The organism is Ardenticatena maritima, assembly GCF_001306175.1.
GTDB classification, from domain to species: Bacteria; Chloroflexota; Anaerolineae; order Ardenticatenales; family Ardenticatenaceae; genus Ardenticatena; species Ardenticatena maritima.
Map to the genome: position 1 here is coordinate 1 of NZ_LGKN01000005.1, position 16,999 is coordinate 16,999.

The window sequence follows — 16,999 nt, forward strand, 5'->3', positions numbered from 1 at the left end:
GTTGCTCAACGCGGCCAGCATCGGCGCGATGATTCTGACGACCGAAGCGCTGGTGACGGACCTGCCCGAAAAGGAAAAGGCCGACGCCGGCACGCCGCCGATGGACTTCTAAGCCCGCGTTCCTGAGACGACACACGCCCTCGCGCCAACACGGCGCGGGGGCGTTTTGTTTATGGAGAGGAAAAACGACCGAAGCGCGGCGCGTGCAAGCCTACGCGCCCCACCATTCCCCCGCCCAATGCACATGCACATACGACGCCACCAACCGCCCGCGGCGGTAGCCCTCCGGCAACACATCACCACCGCGGCGCGGCAACACCACCCACGCCGCCGTCTCGCGCGACGGGGTGAACCCCTCCCAGCGGCTCCAATGGAACACGTGCCCCCGCAAGCGCACACCGTCGCGCGCCACCCAATGCGGGCGCGCCGGTTCAACTTCCACATATCCCAGCCGTTCGCGCCGCGCCTGCATGACCGCGTTCCCCGGCACAAGCCCCACCATGGGGAAAGCGCGCCCTTCCTGTGTGATAATCGCCTGCATCAAGTACATGAAGCCCCCACACTCGGCATACAGCGGCACATCCGCTGCATGCGCCGCACGCACATCGGCGCGCAAAGCCGCATTGTCCGCCAGGGCTTCGGCATACAGTTCGGGGAAACCGCCGCCAATGTACAACGCATCCACATCAGAGGGGAGCGCACGGTCGCGCAACGGGCTGAAGGGCACAATCTCCACGCCTGCATCGCGCCAGACATCGAGATTGTCCTCGTAGTAGAAACTGAACGCCTCATCACGCGCCACGCCGATACGCCGAAAGGCGCAAGGGCGCGGCGGCGGCAAGGAAGCCGCCCCACACAACGGGGGGGCTGCGTGCGCCAGCGCGAGCAACGCCGCCACATCACACGTCCGCTCCACCAAATCCGCCGCGGCATGAACGAACGCCGCCCACGCGCCTGGTTCAACCGTGGGCACCAGCCCCAAATGGCGCGACGGCACCTGCGCCGACGCCTCGCGGGGCACAACTCCCAACACGGGTAAGCCTGTCGCCTGTTCGACCGCCCGGCGCACGCCGTCGCCATGCGCCGCACTCCCCACCCGATTGAGAATGAAGCCCGCCAGCGGCAGATCGGGGGCGAATGTGGCGAACCCGTGCGCCATCGCCGCGGCGCTCCGCGCCACGCGCGCCACATCCAGCACGAGCACTACGGGCGCACGCAACAACCGCGCCACCTCCGCCGTGCTCCCCCGGTCGTCCTCATAGCCGTAGCCGTCGAACACCCCCATCACGCCTTCGATGACGGCAATGTCCGCATCGCGCGCGGCACGCCCAAACAGCGCCGCTACACGCTCGGGGGAGACCATCCACGTGTCCAGATTGCGCGAGGCGCGCCCGGTGGCGAGGGTGTGGTAGGTGGGGTCAATGTAATCGGGACCAACTTTGAAGGGCTGCACCGCCAACCCGCGGCGCGCCAAAGCCGCCATCAGGCCGGTGGCCAGCGTGGTTTTGCCAACCCCGCTGTGCGCACCGGCCACAACCAAACGCGGAATCGTCATCACTCACTCTTCAAGCCCAGCAGTTTCCAGCCCGACGGCAACGCCAGCGCCGCCAGCACCAGTTTGAACAGGTCGCCGGGAATGAAGGGCAACAAGCCCATCACCAGCACCTTGTCTGTGCCCACAAATTTCGCTAGCCAGGGCAAGCCGAACAGGTAAATCACCACGTTGCCAATCAACATCGCCAGCGCCGCCGTCCAGACGCGACGGTCCCAGCCCCGTTCACACAGCCAGCCGACGACGAACGCCGCCGCCACAAAGCCGAACAGATACCCCGCGGTGGGTCCCACCAGCACCGCCAATCCGCCTTTCCCGCCGGCAAAGACGGGCAAGCCCGCCGCGCCTTCGGCAAGGTAGGCGAGCATTGCCGCCGCCCCCGCGCGGCTGCCCAACAGCGCCCCCACCAGCAAGACGGCGAACGTTTGCCCGGTGATGGGCACAGGGCTAAACGGCAAGGGGATGCTGATTTGCGCGGCGACAGCCGTCAACAGGCTGCCCAGCACCACCAGCAGCGCTTTGTGTCGCCAGGTGGCTTGCGGCCAGATGGCTTGGGTGATGGTTGGGTAGTGTGTCATGTGTATCCTCCTTCCTGTTTGTTTTTTCTCACGGATGCAAATGCACCCATGCGAAAATACACCTTTCAGGCTTCCAGGATACGCCCTTCTTTTTCTGTTTTCTCAATCTCCTCGGAAACGCCCGCCTCGGCAAACGTCGCCATCTCGTTCAGGACGGCGCACGCCGCGTCCAGCACGTGGAAGGCGAGCGCCGCGCCCGTGCCTTCACCCAGCCGCAAATCGAGGTTCAGCAGTGGGTGAAGCCCCAGCCAATCCAGCATGATGCGGTGCCCCCGCTCTTGCGAGTGATGCGCGGCAATGAGGTACGGGCGCACCTGCGGCGCCAGCGACACGGCAATCATCGCCGCCGCAGTTGAGATGAAGCCATCCACCACCACGGGGCGACCCGCCGCCGCCGCGCCCAGAATCGCGCCGGCTAGCCCGCCAATTTCAAAGCCCCCCACCTTGGCGAGCACGTCCACCCCATCGTAGGGGTCGGGACGGTTGGCGGCAAGCGCCCGCTGGACAGCGCCAATTTTGCGCGCCACGCCTACCTCATCCAGCCCGGTGCCGCGCCCCACAATTTCGCCCGGCGCACGCCCGGTAATAGCCGCGGCAATCGCCGCCGACGGCGTGGTGTTCCCAATGCCCATGTCGCCGGTGGCGAGCACATCCAGCCCGCGCGCCACTTCGGCTTCGACAACCTCAATCCCCGCTTCCAGCGCGGCGATGGCTTGCTCGCGCGTCATCGCCGGTTCAACCGCAATGTTGCCCGTGCCATAGCCAATTTTCTTCACCACCAGGTCGGGGTGTGGGTCCAAATCAACAGCGACGCCCATGTCCACCACGACCACACGCGCCCCCGCATGCCGCGCCAGCACGTTGATGGCTGCGCCACCCCGCAGGAAGTTGTACACCATCTGGGGCGTCACTTCCTGGGGGAATGCGCTCACGCCTTCGGCGACCACGCCATGGTCGCCCGCCATGGTGACGACCGCTTTGTCGCGCAGGCGGGGGCGGGGCGTGCCCAAAATGCCCGCCAGTTGCACCGACAATGTTTCCAGCCGCCCCAAACTTCCACGCGGCTTGGTCAATTGGTCTTGCCGCTCACGGGCGGCCTGCATAGCGGCTTTGTCCAGCGGACGAATGGCGGCAATGGTTGCGTTGAGTTTTTGCATGACAGCCTCCTTTATCGTGAAAATCGATTGGTTGCACACGACGGCATGAGATGCACAACCTCCCCCACAATCACCAGCATGGGCGTGGGCATGTCGGCGGCTTCCACCGCCTGCGCCAACGTCGCCAGCGTCGCCGCAACCACCTGCTCGTGCGGTGTGCCGCCGGCGCTGATGGCGGCGGCGGGTGTGTCGGGCGCGCGCCCGGCGCTGAGCAGCGCCGTGCAAATGGCAGCGATATTTTTGCGCGCCATCAGCACCACCAGCGTGGGAATGCGCGCCAGCGCCGACCAATCCAGCGACGAGGCGGCTTTGTCCGGCGTTTCGTGCCCCGCCACCACTGCGAACCCACTGGCGACGTCCCGATGCGTCACGGGAATGCCCGCCAACGCCGGCACCGCAATCGCCGACGAGACGCCCGGCACCACCTCAAACGGGACGCCCGCTTCCAGCAACGCCAGCATTTCCTCGCCCCCGCGCCCGAAGACAAACGGGTCGCCGCCTTTCAGGCGCACCACCTGTTGCCCGGCGCGCGCCCGTTCGACCAACAGCGCGTTGATGGCGTCCTGGGGCATGGTGTGCCGACTGGCGGCTTTGCCCACGAAAATGCGCTCGGCGTGCGGCGGCGCTTCGTCAAGCAATTCGGGGGCAATCAAGCGGTCGTAGAGCACGACATCGGCGCGTTGCAGGGCGCGCAGCCCCCGCAAGGTGATGAGGTCCGCCGCGCCGGGTCCCGCGCCGACGAGATAGACTTTGCCGCTCATGCTTCATCCTCCGTCGGGTGGTGTTCCGCCAGCCATGCGGCGATGGCGTCGCGCAGGCGGACGGCGGTACGCGGCGCTTGCCCGCCGCTGCTCACCGCCACCAGCACATCATCGCGGCGCAGCACCGCCGGCACGTAGAAGGTGCCCTCTTCGGGCATATCGGCGACGTTGCAGGCGATACCGCACGCGCGCGCTTCCGCAGCAACCGCCGCATTCACCTCGCGCCGGTCGGTCGCCGCAAACACCAGATCTGCACCCGCCACGTCCCCTTCACGGTAGGCGCGCGCCACCCATTCCAGACGCCCCGCCACCGCCCACTGCTGAATCGCCGTTGTCGCCGTGGGACTGATGACGCGCACCCGCACGCCGGCGTCGAGCAATCCGCGCACTTTGCGCGTGGCGACACGCCCACCCCCCACCACCACGGCGCGCAGACCGTGCGCCGTGTTCAGCAAGAGGGGGTAGAGTGTGTTGGTGGAACGCGCCCCGCGCGCGGCGCTGGACGGTTCGGCAAGCGGCGCTGGCTCTTCGGCAAAGTAGCCGCGCGGCGTCGCCATGCAAGGACCGACAAAGCGGGTCTGGCTGTTGCCAACGATGACGATGGTGAACATGTCCACCGCGTCGGGTTGGGCGTCGGCAAGGGTGGTAAGTTGCACGGTTTCGGTGGGACGGCTCACATTGCGCACGACGGCGACGGGCGTCTGCGGGGGGCGTTCGGCGCGCAGAATGTCGAACGCACGCGCCAGTTGCCAATCGCGCTTGCGGGAACGGGGGTTGTAGAACGCCACCACAAAATCGGCGCTGGCGGCCGCCCAAATGCGCCGCTCGATGACGTGCCACGGCGTGAGCAAATCGCTCAGGCTGATGGCGCAAAAATCATGCGCCAGCGGTGCGCCCACCCGCGCCGCGGCGGCGAACATGGCGCTCACCCCCGGATGCACCACCACTTCGGGATGCGCGCCATCCCACGCCAGGTCGGCAAGCACTTCAAACAGCGTGCCCGCCATGCCATAGACGCCCACGTCGCCACTACTCACCAGCGCCACAACGTCGCCCGCGCGCGCGATTTTCACAGCCGTGCGCGCGCGCGCCACTTCTTCCCCCAAATTGAACCCGATGCGCCGCTGGTCAGGGCGCAAGAGGGGATCGAGCGCCTGCAAGTAGCCCTGGTAGCCCAACACCACGTCGGCCTGTTGCAGCGCGTGCAAGGCGTCGGGCGTCATGTAGGCGGGATCGCCCGGTCCCAAACTCACGAGATGGATGCGCATATGCCCCTCCCTTCGGATTGCGCCAACGCGACCGCCACCGTACACCGCTTGAAACGCTGTTTGGGCACCAGCAACGCGCCTTGCGCCACGGCAACCGCGGCTGGTTCGGCAACGCCGGGCAAGCCAAAGCGCGCGGCGGCGCTGGGTGAAAACGGCGCGTCCAGCGCCCGCAAGTCGTCGTGTTCGACAATGCACAAAGGCACGCGCCACCGCTCCGCCAACCGGCGGATGCCGGCTTCGTCGGCTTTGATGGCGGCGGTGGCAACCGCTTTGAGGGCGTCGGCGGCGAGCCCGTGCCGGGCGAGCACGGTTTGCACGGCGGCTTCGAGTTCTTCCGCCGGCACGCCCCGCCGACACCCCACCCCCACCACCAGCACGGGCGGGCGATAGAGCACGCCCCGCCCGCGCAAGGATTGCCACTCGGCGCGCAAACGGTGGCTGACCAGCACCACCGCGGCATAGGCGGGGTCGAGCAGGTCGGCGGGCGTTTCAACCCTCTGCACCTGTTCGGGCGGCAACGCCGCCAACGCCTGTGTGAGGAACGCGGCTTCGTCCGGCAAATCGGGTTCGACAAAGAGCCCGATCCGCTCCCCGTTGACCAGCGCCGCGGCGGCATGGGTGAGGGCGCTCTCCGGCGCGATGCGCCAGCCACGCTCGCGCCCCAACAGGTCGAGTGCGGGCACGCCGCGCAAATCGCTCGCTGTGGTGATGACGGGGGTAGCGTGCAGATGCGCGGCGATGGTGGTCGCCAGGGTGTTCGCGCCGCCCAAGTGCCCCCCCACCAGCGGGATGACGAAACGCCCCGTATCGTCGCAGACCACCACGGCGGGGTCGTGCTGTTTGTCGCGCAGGTGCGGCGCGATGAGGCGCGTCGCCGCGCCCACCGGCATGATGAGCACCAGGCGGCGGCTCTGCGTCCAGAGATGCGCCACAAGGTCGCGCGCGCGTTCGTCGTAGGGCTGAACGCGGGGCTCGTCGTCGGCGAAACGGCGGGGAACCCACGCGCACCCATCCAGCGCGTCCGCCAGGGTTCGCGCCAGACGGCTTCCGTCGCGGCTGAGGGCGACGATGTGCGTTGCGGCGGAGAACGAGTCGCCGCGGCGCACCGGTCGCTTGATGGGCGCGCCATGGGGGCGAAAGCGATGCCGCCAATCGGGAGCGTAGAGGTGCGAAGTGGCGGGCGGCGGTGCGTCGCCCAGAACGTCGCCCACGAGGATGAGCGCCTGGCGGGTGAAGCCGGCGGCGCGCACCTGTTCGGCGATGGTGGCTAACGTGCCGCGCACCACTTGCTCATCTTCCCACGTGGCGCGATAGACCACCGCCACGGGCGTTTCGGGCGTGTAGCCGCCGGACGCCAGAAGGTCGTCCACCACCTGCTGGATACGGCTCACGCTGAGGAAAATCGCCAGGGTCGCGCCGTGGGCGGCAAACGCCTGCAACGATTCGTTGCGCGGCAAACCGGTTCGGCCGGCGGCGCGGGTCAAAATGATGGATTGCGCGACGCCGGGCATGGTCAATTCCCGTTTGATGCGGGCGGCGGCGGCGAAGAGGCTGGAAACGCCGGGCACAATCTCGTAGGGCACACCGGCGGCGTCCAGGGCGTGCATTTGCTCGGCAATCGCACCGTACACGGCGGGGTCGCCGCTGTGCAAACGCGCCACAACACCGCCGCGGCGGGCTTCTTCCACCATGGCGGCGATGATGTCGGGCAATGTCAGCCCGCTGGTGCCTTCGATGCGTGCGGTCGGCGGTGCAAACGCCAGCACGTCGGGATGCACCAGGCTGTCGGCGTAGAGCACAAGGGTGGCTTCGGCGAGCACGGCGCGCGCGCGCAGGGTCAGCAGGTCGGGCGCGCCGGGACCTGCGCCGATGAAATAGACGGTGCCGGGATGCGGCATGTGGGTCATGGGGTCTCACTCCTCTCTGCTTCGGGACGCCGCACGATGAGCAAGGAAAGGTAGGGCGCGGGCGCGTCGGGCAGGGCGGTGATGTCGTGGATGATGCGCTCTTCGGGCATGCCCACGCGCTCGGCGTAGATGGTGTGCGCCAGCAAACCCGCTTCGCGCAGTGCCGCGACGATGCGCGGCAAAACGGGTCCCACTTTCAGCAGGATGACAGTGTCGAAATCGGCGAGCAGGCGGCGCAGGGCGGCGGCGTCGGTTTCATACGAGGCGGGCAAGATGGCAACGCGGTTGTTGGTGGTGGCGAGCGGGAAAAAGGCGCGCGCCGCCGCAGCGGAAAACGACGGAACGCCGGGCACAACACGCAAGGCGATGTGTGGATGGCGCTCACGCAGTGCCGCGGCAATGTAGATGAAAGTGCCATAGAGCAGAGGGTCGCCCAGCAAGATGTACGCGCCCGCTCCGTCGCCCAACGTCGCGGCAATGGTGTCGGCGGCGGTGCGCCAGGCGGCGCGCAGGGCGTCCATGTCGCGGGTCATGGGCAAGGGAAGTTCAACGATGCGCTGGTCGGCGCGCAACCAGGGGCGCGCAATGCGCAACGCCAGGCTCTCTTCACCGTCGCGACTGCGCGGCACAAAGACCACGTCGGCGTGGTCGAGCACGCGCACGGCTTTCACGGTCAGCAATTCGGGGTCGCCGGGTCCAACACCTACGGCGGTGAGTGTGGCTGTCATGGTTGCTCCTCGTGCTGATAGCAGACAATCCAGATGGGGTTTTCGGCGCGCAACCGTTCAGACGCGCCAATGGGCACGCCATGGTTGATTTGCACCTGATACCAACGCGCGGTCGGGAGCACCCGCCGCACGTGGTAGAGGTTGTCGAGCGTGGCAAGGGTGCACACCAGCCGCCCCCCCGGACGCAAACGCGCCCGCACCGCCGCCAGAATCTCCGCCAGCCGACCGCCGCTCCCCCCGATGAAGACGGCGTGCGGCGCAGGCCAATCGGCGCAGGCGTCGGGGGCTTCGCCCAGCACGGCGTGCACGTTGGGCGCGGGAAAGCGGTTCAGATTGGTGCAGAGATGCGCAAACATGTGCGCCCGCCGTTCAACGGCGAAGCAGCGCGCCGAGGGCACCGCGCACGCCAGTTCGATGCTGACGGCGCCGCTTCCCGCGCCGATGTCCCAGACCACCTCGCCGGGGCGCACGCGCAACTCCGCCAGCACCAGCAAGCGGATTTCGCGCTTGGTGATTTGGCGCGCGTCGGTGGCAAACAGATGGTCGGGGATGCCGGGCGGTTCGGGCGAGCGCGGCGGTGCAGGCTGCCAGACCACGAAGACGTTGAGCGGGGCAAAGTCGGTTTGGGCGGCGGCGGCGAGTGTGCCGCGCCAGATGCGTTCGTCGGGCAGCGCCAGGTTTTCGCAGACGGCGGCGGGTGCGTCGGGGGGCATGCCGGCGTCCAGCAAAGCGCGGGCGACGACGGCGGGCGTCTGCACGGGGTCGGTGAGGATGGCGGCTTTGGGGGCGACGAGCGCCTGCGCCACCACGTCGGCGAGTGGGCGGGCGTGGGCGCTGAGCAAAGCGGCGTCGTGCCAGGGTTCGCCCAGGGCGGCGAACGCCAGTTGGAAGGCGCTTGGCGCGGGATGGATGCGCAGCGCCTCGGCGGGGAAGAAGCGGCGCAGTGTGGCGCCGATACCGTAGCAAAGCGGGTCGCCCGACGCCAGCACCACCACACGCCGCCCCTGCGTCCATGCGGCGCGGACGGCGTCCACCACCTGCGCGATGTTGTTGCCGATGGGCAGGCGCTCGGCATGGGGGGTGGGGGCGTCCGCCAGATGCCGCCGACCGCCAACCAGCAAGTCCGCCTGCGCGAGCAGGGTTTGCAGGTGGGGGGGCAAGCGGTCGGCGCGCCCGTTGACGCCGATGATGTGGATGGGCGGCTGGTGGGATGACACGCGACTCATTGACACCCCTCCTCTCCCTCAGCGGCGCGCTCGACAAACAGGCGTGAAGGCCGCGGCGGGGGCGACGCTTCTCCCGCAGGCTCGGCAACAGCGCGGGCGCGGGCAAGCGCCGTACCGTCGAAATCCACCAGCACCACCTCAATCTCCATGCGCGCGCCCATGTCGGCAACAAAAGCGGCGCATTGGCGGGCGGCTTCTTCAACCACACGGCGCACAGGACGCCAATCGTCCGCCGCGCGGCAAAGTTCCAGGAAGTGGCGGGCGGTGTTGGCATGACGCACGGCGTCCACCAGCGCGGGCGCACTTCCCACGTCCCGGCAAATGTCCGCCAGAAAGGCAAAATCCACCTGATTGCCCGCCACGTGCGTGGTCATGTGCCCTTGGGCGGTTTTCACCAATTTGCCAATCATGCCCACCAGCGACACACGCGGCACGCCGTAGGCGGCGCACGTTTTCAACGCCGCACCCGTGAAGACGCTCATCTCCACGAAGACGTTTTCGGGCAAATCGGGGTAGAAAGTGCGGGCGTAGGCTTCCGAACGCCCACCGGTAGCTAGCACAAGGTGCTGCGCCCCGCTCAGCGCCGCCATTTCCGCCGCCTGCACCACACTCGCCCGCCATGCCGCCGTCGAATAGGGAAAGACCACGCCCGTTGTGCCCAAAATGCTGATGCCCCCCACAATGCCCAGCCGAGGGTTGAGCGTCTGTTGGGCGAGCCGCTCCCCTTCAGGAACTTCGATGATGACTTCAACAGCGCGGCGGTCGAGCAGGTCGCCCAGGACAGCGCGCACATGGTCGTCAATCATGCGGCGCGGCACAGGGTTGATGGCGGGACCGCCCACGGGCAAGCCCAGACCAGGGCGCGTCACCCGCCCCACCCCAACGCCCCCCTCGATGGTCAAGCCGGCGGCGCGGGTCGTATCCCAGCGCACACGGGCGCAAATGCGCGTGCCGTGCGTGATGTCGGGGTCGTCGCCGCCGTCTTTGATGATGCAGCAAGCGGCTTCCTCGGCGCTCACCCGCCACGCAATCGGCTGGAAGAACGCCTCGAACCCAATCGGCAGGCGCACGCAGACAGCGGAGACGGGACGCCCCGTGATGAGCGCCTGCGCCGCGGCGGTGGCGGCGGCGGTGGCGCAAGCGCCTGTTGTGAAGCCCCAACGCTTGCCCTGTTTGTTGCGCGGTGGTACGTGATGCATACGCTCTCCTCACGTTCACGTATGCGGCGCGTCGCCCAGTGCCAGGCGCAACAGGGCGTTGACGATGGCAACCGCAACCGGCGAACCCCCTTTGCGCCCCGCGGTGGCAATCCATGCCACGTCGTGGCGGTGCATGAGCGCGGCTTTGCTTTCAACCGTGTTGATGAACCCCACCGGCACGCCCACAATCAGCGCGGGACGAATACGCTCCGTATCCAGCAGGTGCAGCGCCTCAAAGAGCGCCGTAGGCGCGTTCCCCACCACCAGCACGCCCCCATCGAGCAAGCCTTGCTCGGCGGCGATGCGCACACCCGCGGCACTGCGCGTGATGCCCTCGCAACGGGCGCGCTCGGCGGTGGTCGCTTCATGCACGAAGCAGTACGCCGCCCCGCCCAGGTCTCGGAGACGGCGCATGTCCAACCCGACGCGCACCATGTTCACGTCGCAGACGATGGGCGCGCCCTGTTGCAGGGCGGCAACCCCTGCGGCTACCGCGCCCGCGCTGAAACGGGTAATGTGCGCGAACTCAAAATCGGCAGTGGCGTGGATGATGCGCTCCACGATGGGCGCTTGTTCGGGCGGCAAGCGGACGCCCGCCGCCTGCAACGTGCGCCGAATCACGGCGAACGATGCCGCGCTAATCTGTTCCGGCTGTTGGGGTGAAGACGCCTTGCGCATGGTCGCCGCCTTTCAATGCTGATGCCCGTGGTCGTGGTCGTGGTGGTGGTGATGATGGTGGTGATGGTGATGCCCGTCCAGCCCCCGCAAGCCGTGATGGTGGTCGCTGGTTTGGGGCAAGCCATGCTCATGCTCGAAGCCGGGCATGCGATGGCGATATTTGCACAGGTCGCAATTCATCGCGGCGCGCCCTTCCATGGCTTCTTGCAGGCGCTGTTGCACCAGCGCGAGAATGCGCTCATCAGCGCCGAGCGGTTCCGCCATCAAAAATTCGTGTTCGGGATGCGCACGTGCGGCGTCCGCCACCATGCGGGCGATGTTTTTCAGGATGATGCCCGTGAAGAAGAAGTGCGGCGTCACGATGATGCGGCGTGCGCCCAGCCGCACACAGCGTTCCAGCCCGGCAGGCACGGTCGGCGCGGTGAGGCTGTAAAAAGCGGTCTCCACCCAGCCGTAGCCGCGCCCTTCCCAGAGCAGGCGCGCCAGTTTGAAGACGTTGGAGTTGGAATCGGGGTCGCGGCTGCCGCGCCCCACAAGCAAGACCGCCGTCTCGTCCAGCGGGATGGGGCGTGTGGACGCGGCAAGGGCGGCTTGGGTGCGGTCGTCCAGCGTTTCGACAATGAACGGATGCACGCCGAGCGGTGTGGCGTAGTCAATGCGCACGTGCGGCCATTCGCGGCGCGCCCAGTTGAGGATGGTGGGCACGTCGTTCTTTTGATGCCCCGCCGGACCAAGAAAGAGCGGCAACGCGATGATGTGGGTAGCGCCGTTTGCGACGGCTTCGCGCAAGCCAACGATGATGGGCGGGTCGGCGAGTTCCAGATAGCAGGGCACGGTCGGCCAATCCAGGTAGCGCGACAAGGCGCGTGCAAAGGCTTCAAATTGGGCGACGCCTTCGGCGTCACGCGTTCCGTGGGCAATCAACAAGACGGTTGGCATGTCGGCTCCTTCTCTCCTGGTTTGATGGGATGTTCGGGATGCGTCGTCTGGTGCAAGACCTGCAACGCCCGTTCGACATGGTGGGCTTCAACGTGTGGCGCGCCGTCGAGCACCGCCTGGTCGCCCGCGGCGCGCACCACGCCCCCCAGTTCGCGCAGGCGCAGGGTCAGGCGTCCGGGCGGCGCACGGCGGGCGGCTTCGGCGATGAGCGCGTCAACTGCGGCGCGGGTGAAGTGGGGGATACGCCCGTCGCGCGCCACTTCCTGCGCCACGAAGCGCGCCAGCGCGGCGCGGTTTTCGGGCGTGTCGGGCATGCTCGTCGCCATGTGGACTTCGTAGCCGTAGCCCTGCATGCGCGAACGCAAAGCAGGATGCAGGCGCTGCAAGTCGTCGGTGTTGCCCGCCAGCACCAGCACCACGTCGCAGGGCACGGGGTCGGTGCGCACCATGCTCCCACTCGATGCGGGGGAGCGCCCGGTAATCGCCAGTCGCCGCGACTGGATGGCGCTGAGCAGGTGTTGCTGGGTTTCACGCGAAAGCGTGCCCACTTCGTCAATGAAGAGCACGCCCCCATGCGCCTGATGGAGCGCGCCCGCTTCCACCAGATGGTGGGGTGGTGTTTCGCGCCCCCCGGACTGGAAGGGGTCGTGCCGCACGTCGCCCAGCAGGGCGCCGGCGTGCAAGCCGGTGGCGTCCACAAAGGGCGCACGGCGGGGGTGCTGGCGTACCAGCAGGCGGGGCGTATGCGCTTGCTGGGTCGGCGATGCCGTGGTGCGCCAGAAAAGCCACACCACGCCCGCCAGCAGCAGCACCCACTGCCACGCCCCCGTGAAACGGGCGGCAAACGCCGCGACGCCCAGCCCCACCACCGCCAGCGCCAGCAGAAAGCGGCGCACCAGCAGCCGACGACGCACGGCGGCTTCGGCGGCGGCGATGAGACGCGCGCCGCGCCCGGCGGGAACGGTGCGGATGCGCGGGCTGATGGGTTGCTCCGGGTTGGGGAGCACTAGCACGTCATGCAAGGTGTGGGGGGTCAGCAGTTCCGCCATGGCTTCGCCCAGCATGCTTTTGCCCGTGCCCGGTTCCCCCACCAGCAGAACAAAACGGCGCTGGCGAGCCGCCACCTGAATGACATGCACGGCGTGCGGCTGACCAATCACCTGCGCCAGGCGCAAGGGCGGCACGGGAATGTCGGCGGTGGTCTCCCACTCGGCGGTGTCGCAGGCGGTGCAGACGCGCAAGGCGGCGTGGCTGTCGTAGCGGGCGAGCGCCAACAACGCCTCTTTCCGCGCTTGCTGGGGGGCATGCGGGGCGCGCAGTGCCGTGGCGAGCAGGCGCTCGGCAACGGCGAGCGCGGACGGCGTGGGCGCGTCGAGCAGGGCGACCACGGCATGCAGAACGGTTTGCCACTGCCGCGGGGTTGGCGCGGCGGGCAGGGGCGTTTCCACGCCGCGCCGCCACCAAGCCGCCAGGGTGCGGGCGCTTTCTTCACGCACAAAACGCTCGCGGTCGTCCGCCAGGCGCCACAGCACCGCCCGCTCATCAGTCGAAGGGGTGGGCGTGTGCGCCAGCCGCCGCGCGGCAACCCATCGCACCGTCCAATGGGGCGCGTTCGCCAGAACCGCCACGGGGTCGGGTGCGAAAAGGCGTTCCAGCCAGGGCAACGCCGCCCCCAAGGCGGCGGGGGGCGCATGGCGAAGAAGCGGCAGCAGCACCGACCAGCGCCACATGTCAAACATGCGCCCCCGCAAGCAGACGGCGTTGTGTGCGGCGCGCCAGCCCATAGCCCGCCAGCATGCCCGCCAGCAACGGCGTCAACAGGATGAGCAGGGCGCGCACTTTCACCCAAAACGGCGGCGAGACGCCGCGCACGGGGAGGATGGTCTCGTCGGTGAAGGATTCGCCGGTTTCGTCATACAGAACGGTAAAGCGCAAGCGGTGCGGCGCGCCGTCGAAGAGGTGCATGGCGGCGTGGGTGTGCCCCGCCTGCAAGGGCATGGTGAAACGGTAGATGGGCTTTTCATCTTCGGTGTGAATGGCTTCCACCAGAATGCGCCCGGCGGGCAGGGGCTGGTTGTTGAGCGGGATGACGTTCAGGTGGAAGCCGAAAGGCGTGCCCACCACGGCTTCGGTCGCGTCAAATGCGCCCTCGATGCGGAAGGTGGGCGTTTCATACGACCACTCATTTTCAGCGGGGGGCGTCTCATGTTCGCCGCCATGCGCGGCAACGGGGGCGCTCCACAGCCCGGCAAGCAAGGCGCACGCCGCCAACACCAGCAAGCGCGACGCCGACCGCCCGATGAGCAGCCCCGCCGCCAGCCCCACGCCAAAAAGCCCACCAAGAAGCGCCAAAAAGTTGCGCCGTTCGGCGGGGTTTTCGCCAATGGTGAGCGTGGCGCGGGCATGTTGGCGGTCGCCGTTGGGCAGTTGGGCTTCCACGTCGAAGGTGTAGGCGCCGCGAATGGGATAGACCAGCCCCACTTCAACACGCCCGTTCTGCGCAAGAGCGGGAATGTCGAGCAGTTGCGAGCCTTCGACGTAGGGGAAATCGGTTCCCAAGAGGCGGGGCGGTTGAGGGGCGGCAAGATGCAGCCAGACGAGCCCCTCAATGGGGTTGCCCTCGGCGTCGCGCAGGTCGAGTGTGGTGGTGGTGAAGGTTTCATCCGGAATGATGGCTTGCACGGGGGGATTGGTGGTGATGCGCACGGTCAGCGCGGAAGCCGCACGGACGCGCGCGCCCCCGACCAGCGCCAGAGCAACGAGCAGGCAAAGCCAGAGGTAGCGTTTCATGTGCACACTCCTGTTGTTAGTGGCATGGGACGACGTAGAGCGCATGGCGCAGTTCGTGGAAGGCGTCATGCAGGGGTGGGTAGTTGGTGAAAAGCACCGCCCACAGCACGACGCCGACGACAATCAGCACCAGCGCCATTTGGACGAAGGCGTGTTCCCAAAGGTGGCTCTGTTCGTGCTGGGTGTGGGTTTCGTGCGTGTACATGGATCTGCTCCTTTCATTTCAGGGTTTGCTGAACCACGCGCACAACCTGCTCCGCCGAAACGTCTTCCAGCGGGATGTGGACGCCGCGCAAGGCGGCGGCGAGTTCGGCGGCGCGCCCATGGCGCACAACGCCTTGCTCGGTGTCGAGCACGATGGCGGTGATGGGCTGGGCGGCGAGGTGGGCGGCGGCGTCCAGCGTGGCGTGCCAGGGGTCGCGCCCGTCCAGCGGCACGTTGGCTTTGCCGTCGGTAATGAGCACCAGCACGATGGGGCGTTCGGGTGTGGTGCGGTGGGCGCGCGCAATCATCTCGCCGGCGAGCGTGAGAGCGTGCGCCAACGGGGTGCGCCCGCCGGTGGGCAATGTGCGCAAGGCGCGTTCCGCCAGTTCGACGCTGTGGGTGGGGGGCAAAAGCACCTGCGCCTGTGGTCCACGAAAGGCGATAAGCGCCACGTCGTCACGCTGGCGGTAGGCGTCGCCCAAGAGCGTGAGCACGGCGCCTTTGGCGGCTTCCATGCGCCGACGGGCAGCCATGGAGCCTGAGGCGTCCACCACGAAGAGAATGAGCGTGCCCGTGCGCCCTTCGCGCACTTTGCGGTGCAGGTCGTCGCGCTGGATGGTGATGTGGGCGTCGCCGCGCCCCAGGGCGGTGCGCAGGGTGGCGTCGAAGGCGATGTCGGTAGCGTGGGGGTCGCGCACGGCGCGCACGTAGCGCCCGCGGGGGCTTTGGGTGGCGGCGGCGCGGCGGCCGTGGGGGCGGGGGGGAGAAGCCGCCCCCACAACCTGGATGTGAGGTGTTGCCGTCGGCGACGGTGCGAAGGTTTCTTCTTCGACGCCGTCCGCCGGGGGGGAATCGCCGTCGGGCGACGGCTCAGGCGCGTCGCCCTCGGCGTTGGGGGGCGTGTCGGTCAGGTCGCGCATGAGGTCGTCCAGCCGCTGGCGGTCGAGATGGGGCTGTTCAAAGGGTTGCCGGCGGCGGCGGTGGGGCAAGACGAGTTCGGCGGCGGTGCGCACGTCGTCGGGGGTGACGTGGGTGCGCCCGTCAAACGCCGCGAGCGTGCAGGCGGTTTTGCAGAGAGTGATGTCGGCGCGCACGCCTTCGACTTCAAACTCCACGCAGAGCCGCGCGATGAAGGCGAGCATGTCATCGTCAAGGTGGACGTGCGGCAAGCGTTCGCGCGCGGCAAGAATGCGCGCGCGCAAGGCGTCTTCTTCGGCGCGCCAGGCGGCGGCAAAGGCGTGTGGGTCGCGTTCAAACGCCATGCGCCGCCGCACCACCTCGGCGCGTTCGGCGGGGTCGGTCGGCGCGACCACGTCCACCATCAACCCGAAGCGGTCGAGCAATTGGGGGCGCAGGTCGCCTTCTTCGGGGTTCATCGTGCCGATGAGCACGAAACGCGCGGGGTGGGTGATGGCAAAGCCTTCGCGCTGCACCGTGTTGACGCCCATCGCGGCGGCGTCGAGCAAGAGGTCAACCAGGTGGTCGGCGAGCAGGTTGACCTCGTCAATGTAGAGCACGCCGCGGTGCGCGGCGGCGAGCATGCCCGGCTGGAAGGCATGTTCACGCTCGCGCAAAACGCGCTGGATGTCGAGCGTACCCACCACGCGGTCTTCGGTCGCGCCCAACGGCAGGGTGATGAAAGGGGCAGGGCGCGTTTCGACCTGGCGGTCGGGTTGGCGGCAGGTGGGGCATGCGTCGCAAGGGGCGTCGGGGTCGCAGTTGAAGGCGCACCCCACAACCGTGCGGATGGGCGGCAGAAGCGCCGCGAGGGCGCGCGCGGCGGTGCTCTTCGCCGACCCCTTGTGCCCACGGATGAGCACGCCACCGATGGCGGGGTTGACGGCGTTGAGCAGGAGCGCGGTTTTCAGTTGGTCTTGCCCGACGATGGCGGTAAACGGGTAACGTGGTTGGTTCATGGTTCGACCTCATGCGTGCGCGCGAAAAGGGGGAAGCGCCGACAACAAAAAAGGCGACTTCGCGAGGAGAGTCGCCGGGGAGAAACGAAAAACCCG

At 67.9% G+C, this 16,999-nt stretch carries 15 protein-coding genes; all 15 read right to left on the reverse strand.

All coding sequences use genetic code 11. The features are described 5' to 3' along the window. Positions 1-211 precede the first annotated feature (211 nt). The 15 genes from SE16_RS07950 to SE16_RS08020 all read right to left on the reverse strand — a co-directional run bounded on the left by SE16_RS07950 (position 212) and on the right by SE16_RS08020 (position 16,903). Positions 212-1,555, reverse strand: coding sequence for a cobyrinate a,c-diamide synthase (locus tag SE16_RS07950; protein ID WP_054492505.1), 1,344 nt, complete (start codon positions 1,553-1,555; stop codon positions 212-214). Then, entirely contained in the window at positions 1,555-2,130 is a 576-nt protein-coding gene (locus tag SE16_RS07955; RefSeq protein WP_054492504.1) for a biotin transporter BioY, read from the reverse strand. Before SE16_RS07955 ends, SE16_RS07950 begins: the two co-directional genes overlap by 1 nt. Positions 2,131-2,195: 65 nt before the next feature. Next, positions 2,196-3,287, reverse strand: coding sequence for a nicotinate-nucleotide--dimethylbenzimidazole phosphoribosyltransferase (gene cobT / locus SE16_RS07960; protein WP_054492503.1), 1,092 nt, complete (start codon positions 3,285-3,287; stop codon positions 2,196-2,198). A gap of 11 nt (positions 3,288-3,298) precedes the next feature. Continuing rightward, entirely contained in the window at positions 3,299-4,048 is a 750-nt protein-coding gene (gene cobA / locus SE16_RS07965) for a uroporphyrinogen-III C-methyltransferase (RefSeq protein ID WP_054492502.1), read from the reverse strand. Next, the gene (gene cobJ / locus SE16_RS15390) at positions 4,045-5,316 is read right to left on the reverse strand and encodes a precorrin-3B C(17)-methyltransferase (protein WP_082381994.1); all 1,272 of its coding nucleotides are present in this window, start codon (positions 5,314-5,316) and stop codon (positions 4,045-4,047) included. Before cobJ ends, cobA begins: the two co-directional genes overlap by 4 nt. Further along, positions 5,298-7,223, reverse strand: a complete 1,926-nt coding sequence (gene cobM, locus SE16_RS15395; protein WP_082381995.1) for a precorrin-4 C(11)-methyltransferase — start codon at positions 7,221-7,223, stop codon at positions 5,298-5,300. The genes cobJ and cobM overlap by 19 nt, the downstream gene beginning before the upstream one ends. Next, positions 7,220-7,951, reverse strand: a complete 732-nt coding sequence (gene cobI, locus SE16_RS07980; RefSeq protein ID WP_054493677.1) for a precorrin-2 C(20)-methyltransferase — start codon at positions 7,949-7,951, stop codon at positions 7,220-7,222. Before cobI ends, cobM begins: the two co-directional genes overlap by 4 nt. Further along, the gene (locus tag SE16_RS07985; RefSeq protein WP_060687452.1) at positions 7,948-9,177 is read right to left on the reverse strand and encodes a bifunctional cobalt-precorrin-7 (C(5))-methyltransferase/cobalt-precorrin-6B (C(15))-methyltransferase; all 1,230 of its coding nucleotides are present in this window, start codon (positions 9,175-9,177) and stop codon (positions 7,948-7,950) included. The genes cobI and SE16_RS07985 overlap by 4 nt, the downstream gene beginning before the upstream one ends. Then, the gene (locus tag SE16_RS07990; protein WP_060687454.1) at positions 9,174-10,376 is read right to left on the reverse strand and encodes a cobalt-precorrin-5B (C(1))-methyltransferase; all 1,203 of its coding nucleotides are present in this window, start codon (positions 10,374-10,376) and stop codon (positions 9,174-9,176) included. Before SE16_RS07990 ends, SE16_RS07985 begins: the two co-directional genes overlap by 4 nt. A 15-nt stretch (positions 10,377-10,391) precedes the next feature. Then, a complete protein-coding gene (locus SE16_RS07995) occupies positions 10,392-11,054 on the reverse strand; it encodes a precorrin-8X methylmutase (protein WP_054493398.1) in 663 nt (220 codons plus the stop codon). Between the two features lie 12 nt (positions 11,055-11,066). Then, positions 11,067-11,993 (reverse strand): sirohydrochlorin chelatase, encoded by a 927-nt coding sequence (locus tag SE16_RS08000; protein WP_054493397.1) that lies wholly within the window; start codon positions 11,991-11,993, stop codon positions 11,067-11,069. Then, positions 11,975-13,732 (reverse strand): ATP-binding protein, encoded by a 1,758-nt coding sequence (locus SE16_RS16495; RefSeq protein ID WP_161804523.1) that lies wholly within the window; start codon positions 13,730-13,732, stop codon positions 11,975-11,977. The genes SE16_RS08000 and SE16_RS16495 overlap by 19 nt, the downstream gene beginning before the upstream one ends. Further along, positions 13,725-14,783, reverse strand: coding sequence for a hypothetical protein (locus tag SE16_RS08010; RefSeq protein ID WP_054493396.1), 1,059 nt, complete (start codon positions 14,781-14,783; stop codon positions 13,725-13,727). Before SE16_RS08010 ends, SE16_RS16495 begins: the two co-directional genes overlap by 8 nt. A gap of 16 nt (positions 14,784-14,799) precedes the next feature. Further along, positions 14,800-14,988 carry a CbtB domain-containing protein gene (locus SE16_RS08015; protein ID WP_054493395.1) on the reverse strand — a complete coding sequence of 63 codons (189 nt, stop codon included), beginning with the start codon at positions 14,986-14,988 and terminating at the stop codon, positions 14,800-14,802. Between the two features lie 13 nt (positions 14,989-15,001). Further along, the gene (locus SE16_RS08020) at positions 15,002-16,903 is read right to left on the reverse strand and encodes a putative cobaltochelatase (protein ID WP_060687458.1); all 1,902 of its coding nucleotides are present in this window, start codon (positions 16,901-16,903) and stop codon (positions 15,002-15,004) included. Between the last annotated feature and the right edge of the window lie 96 nt (positions 16,904-16,999).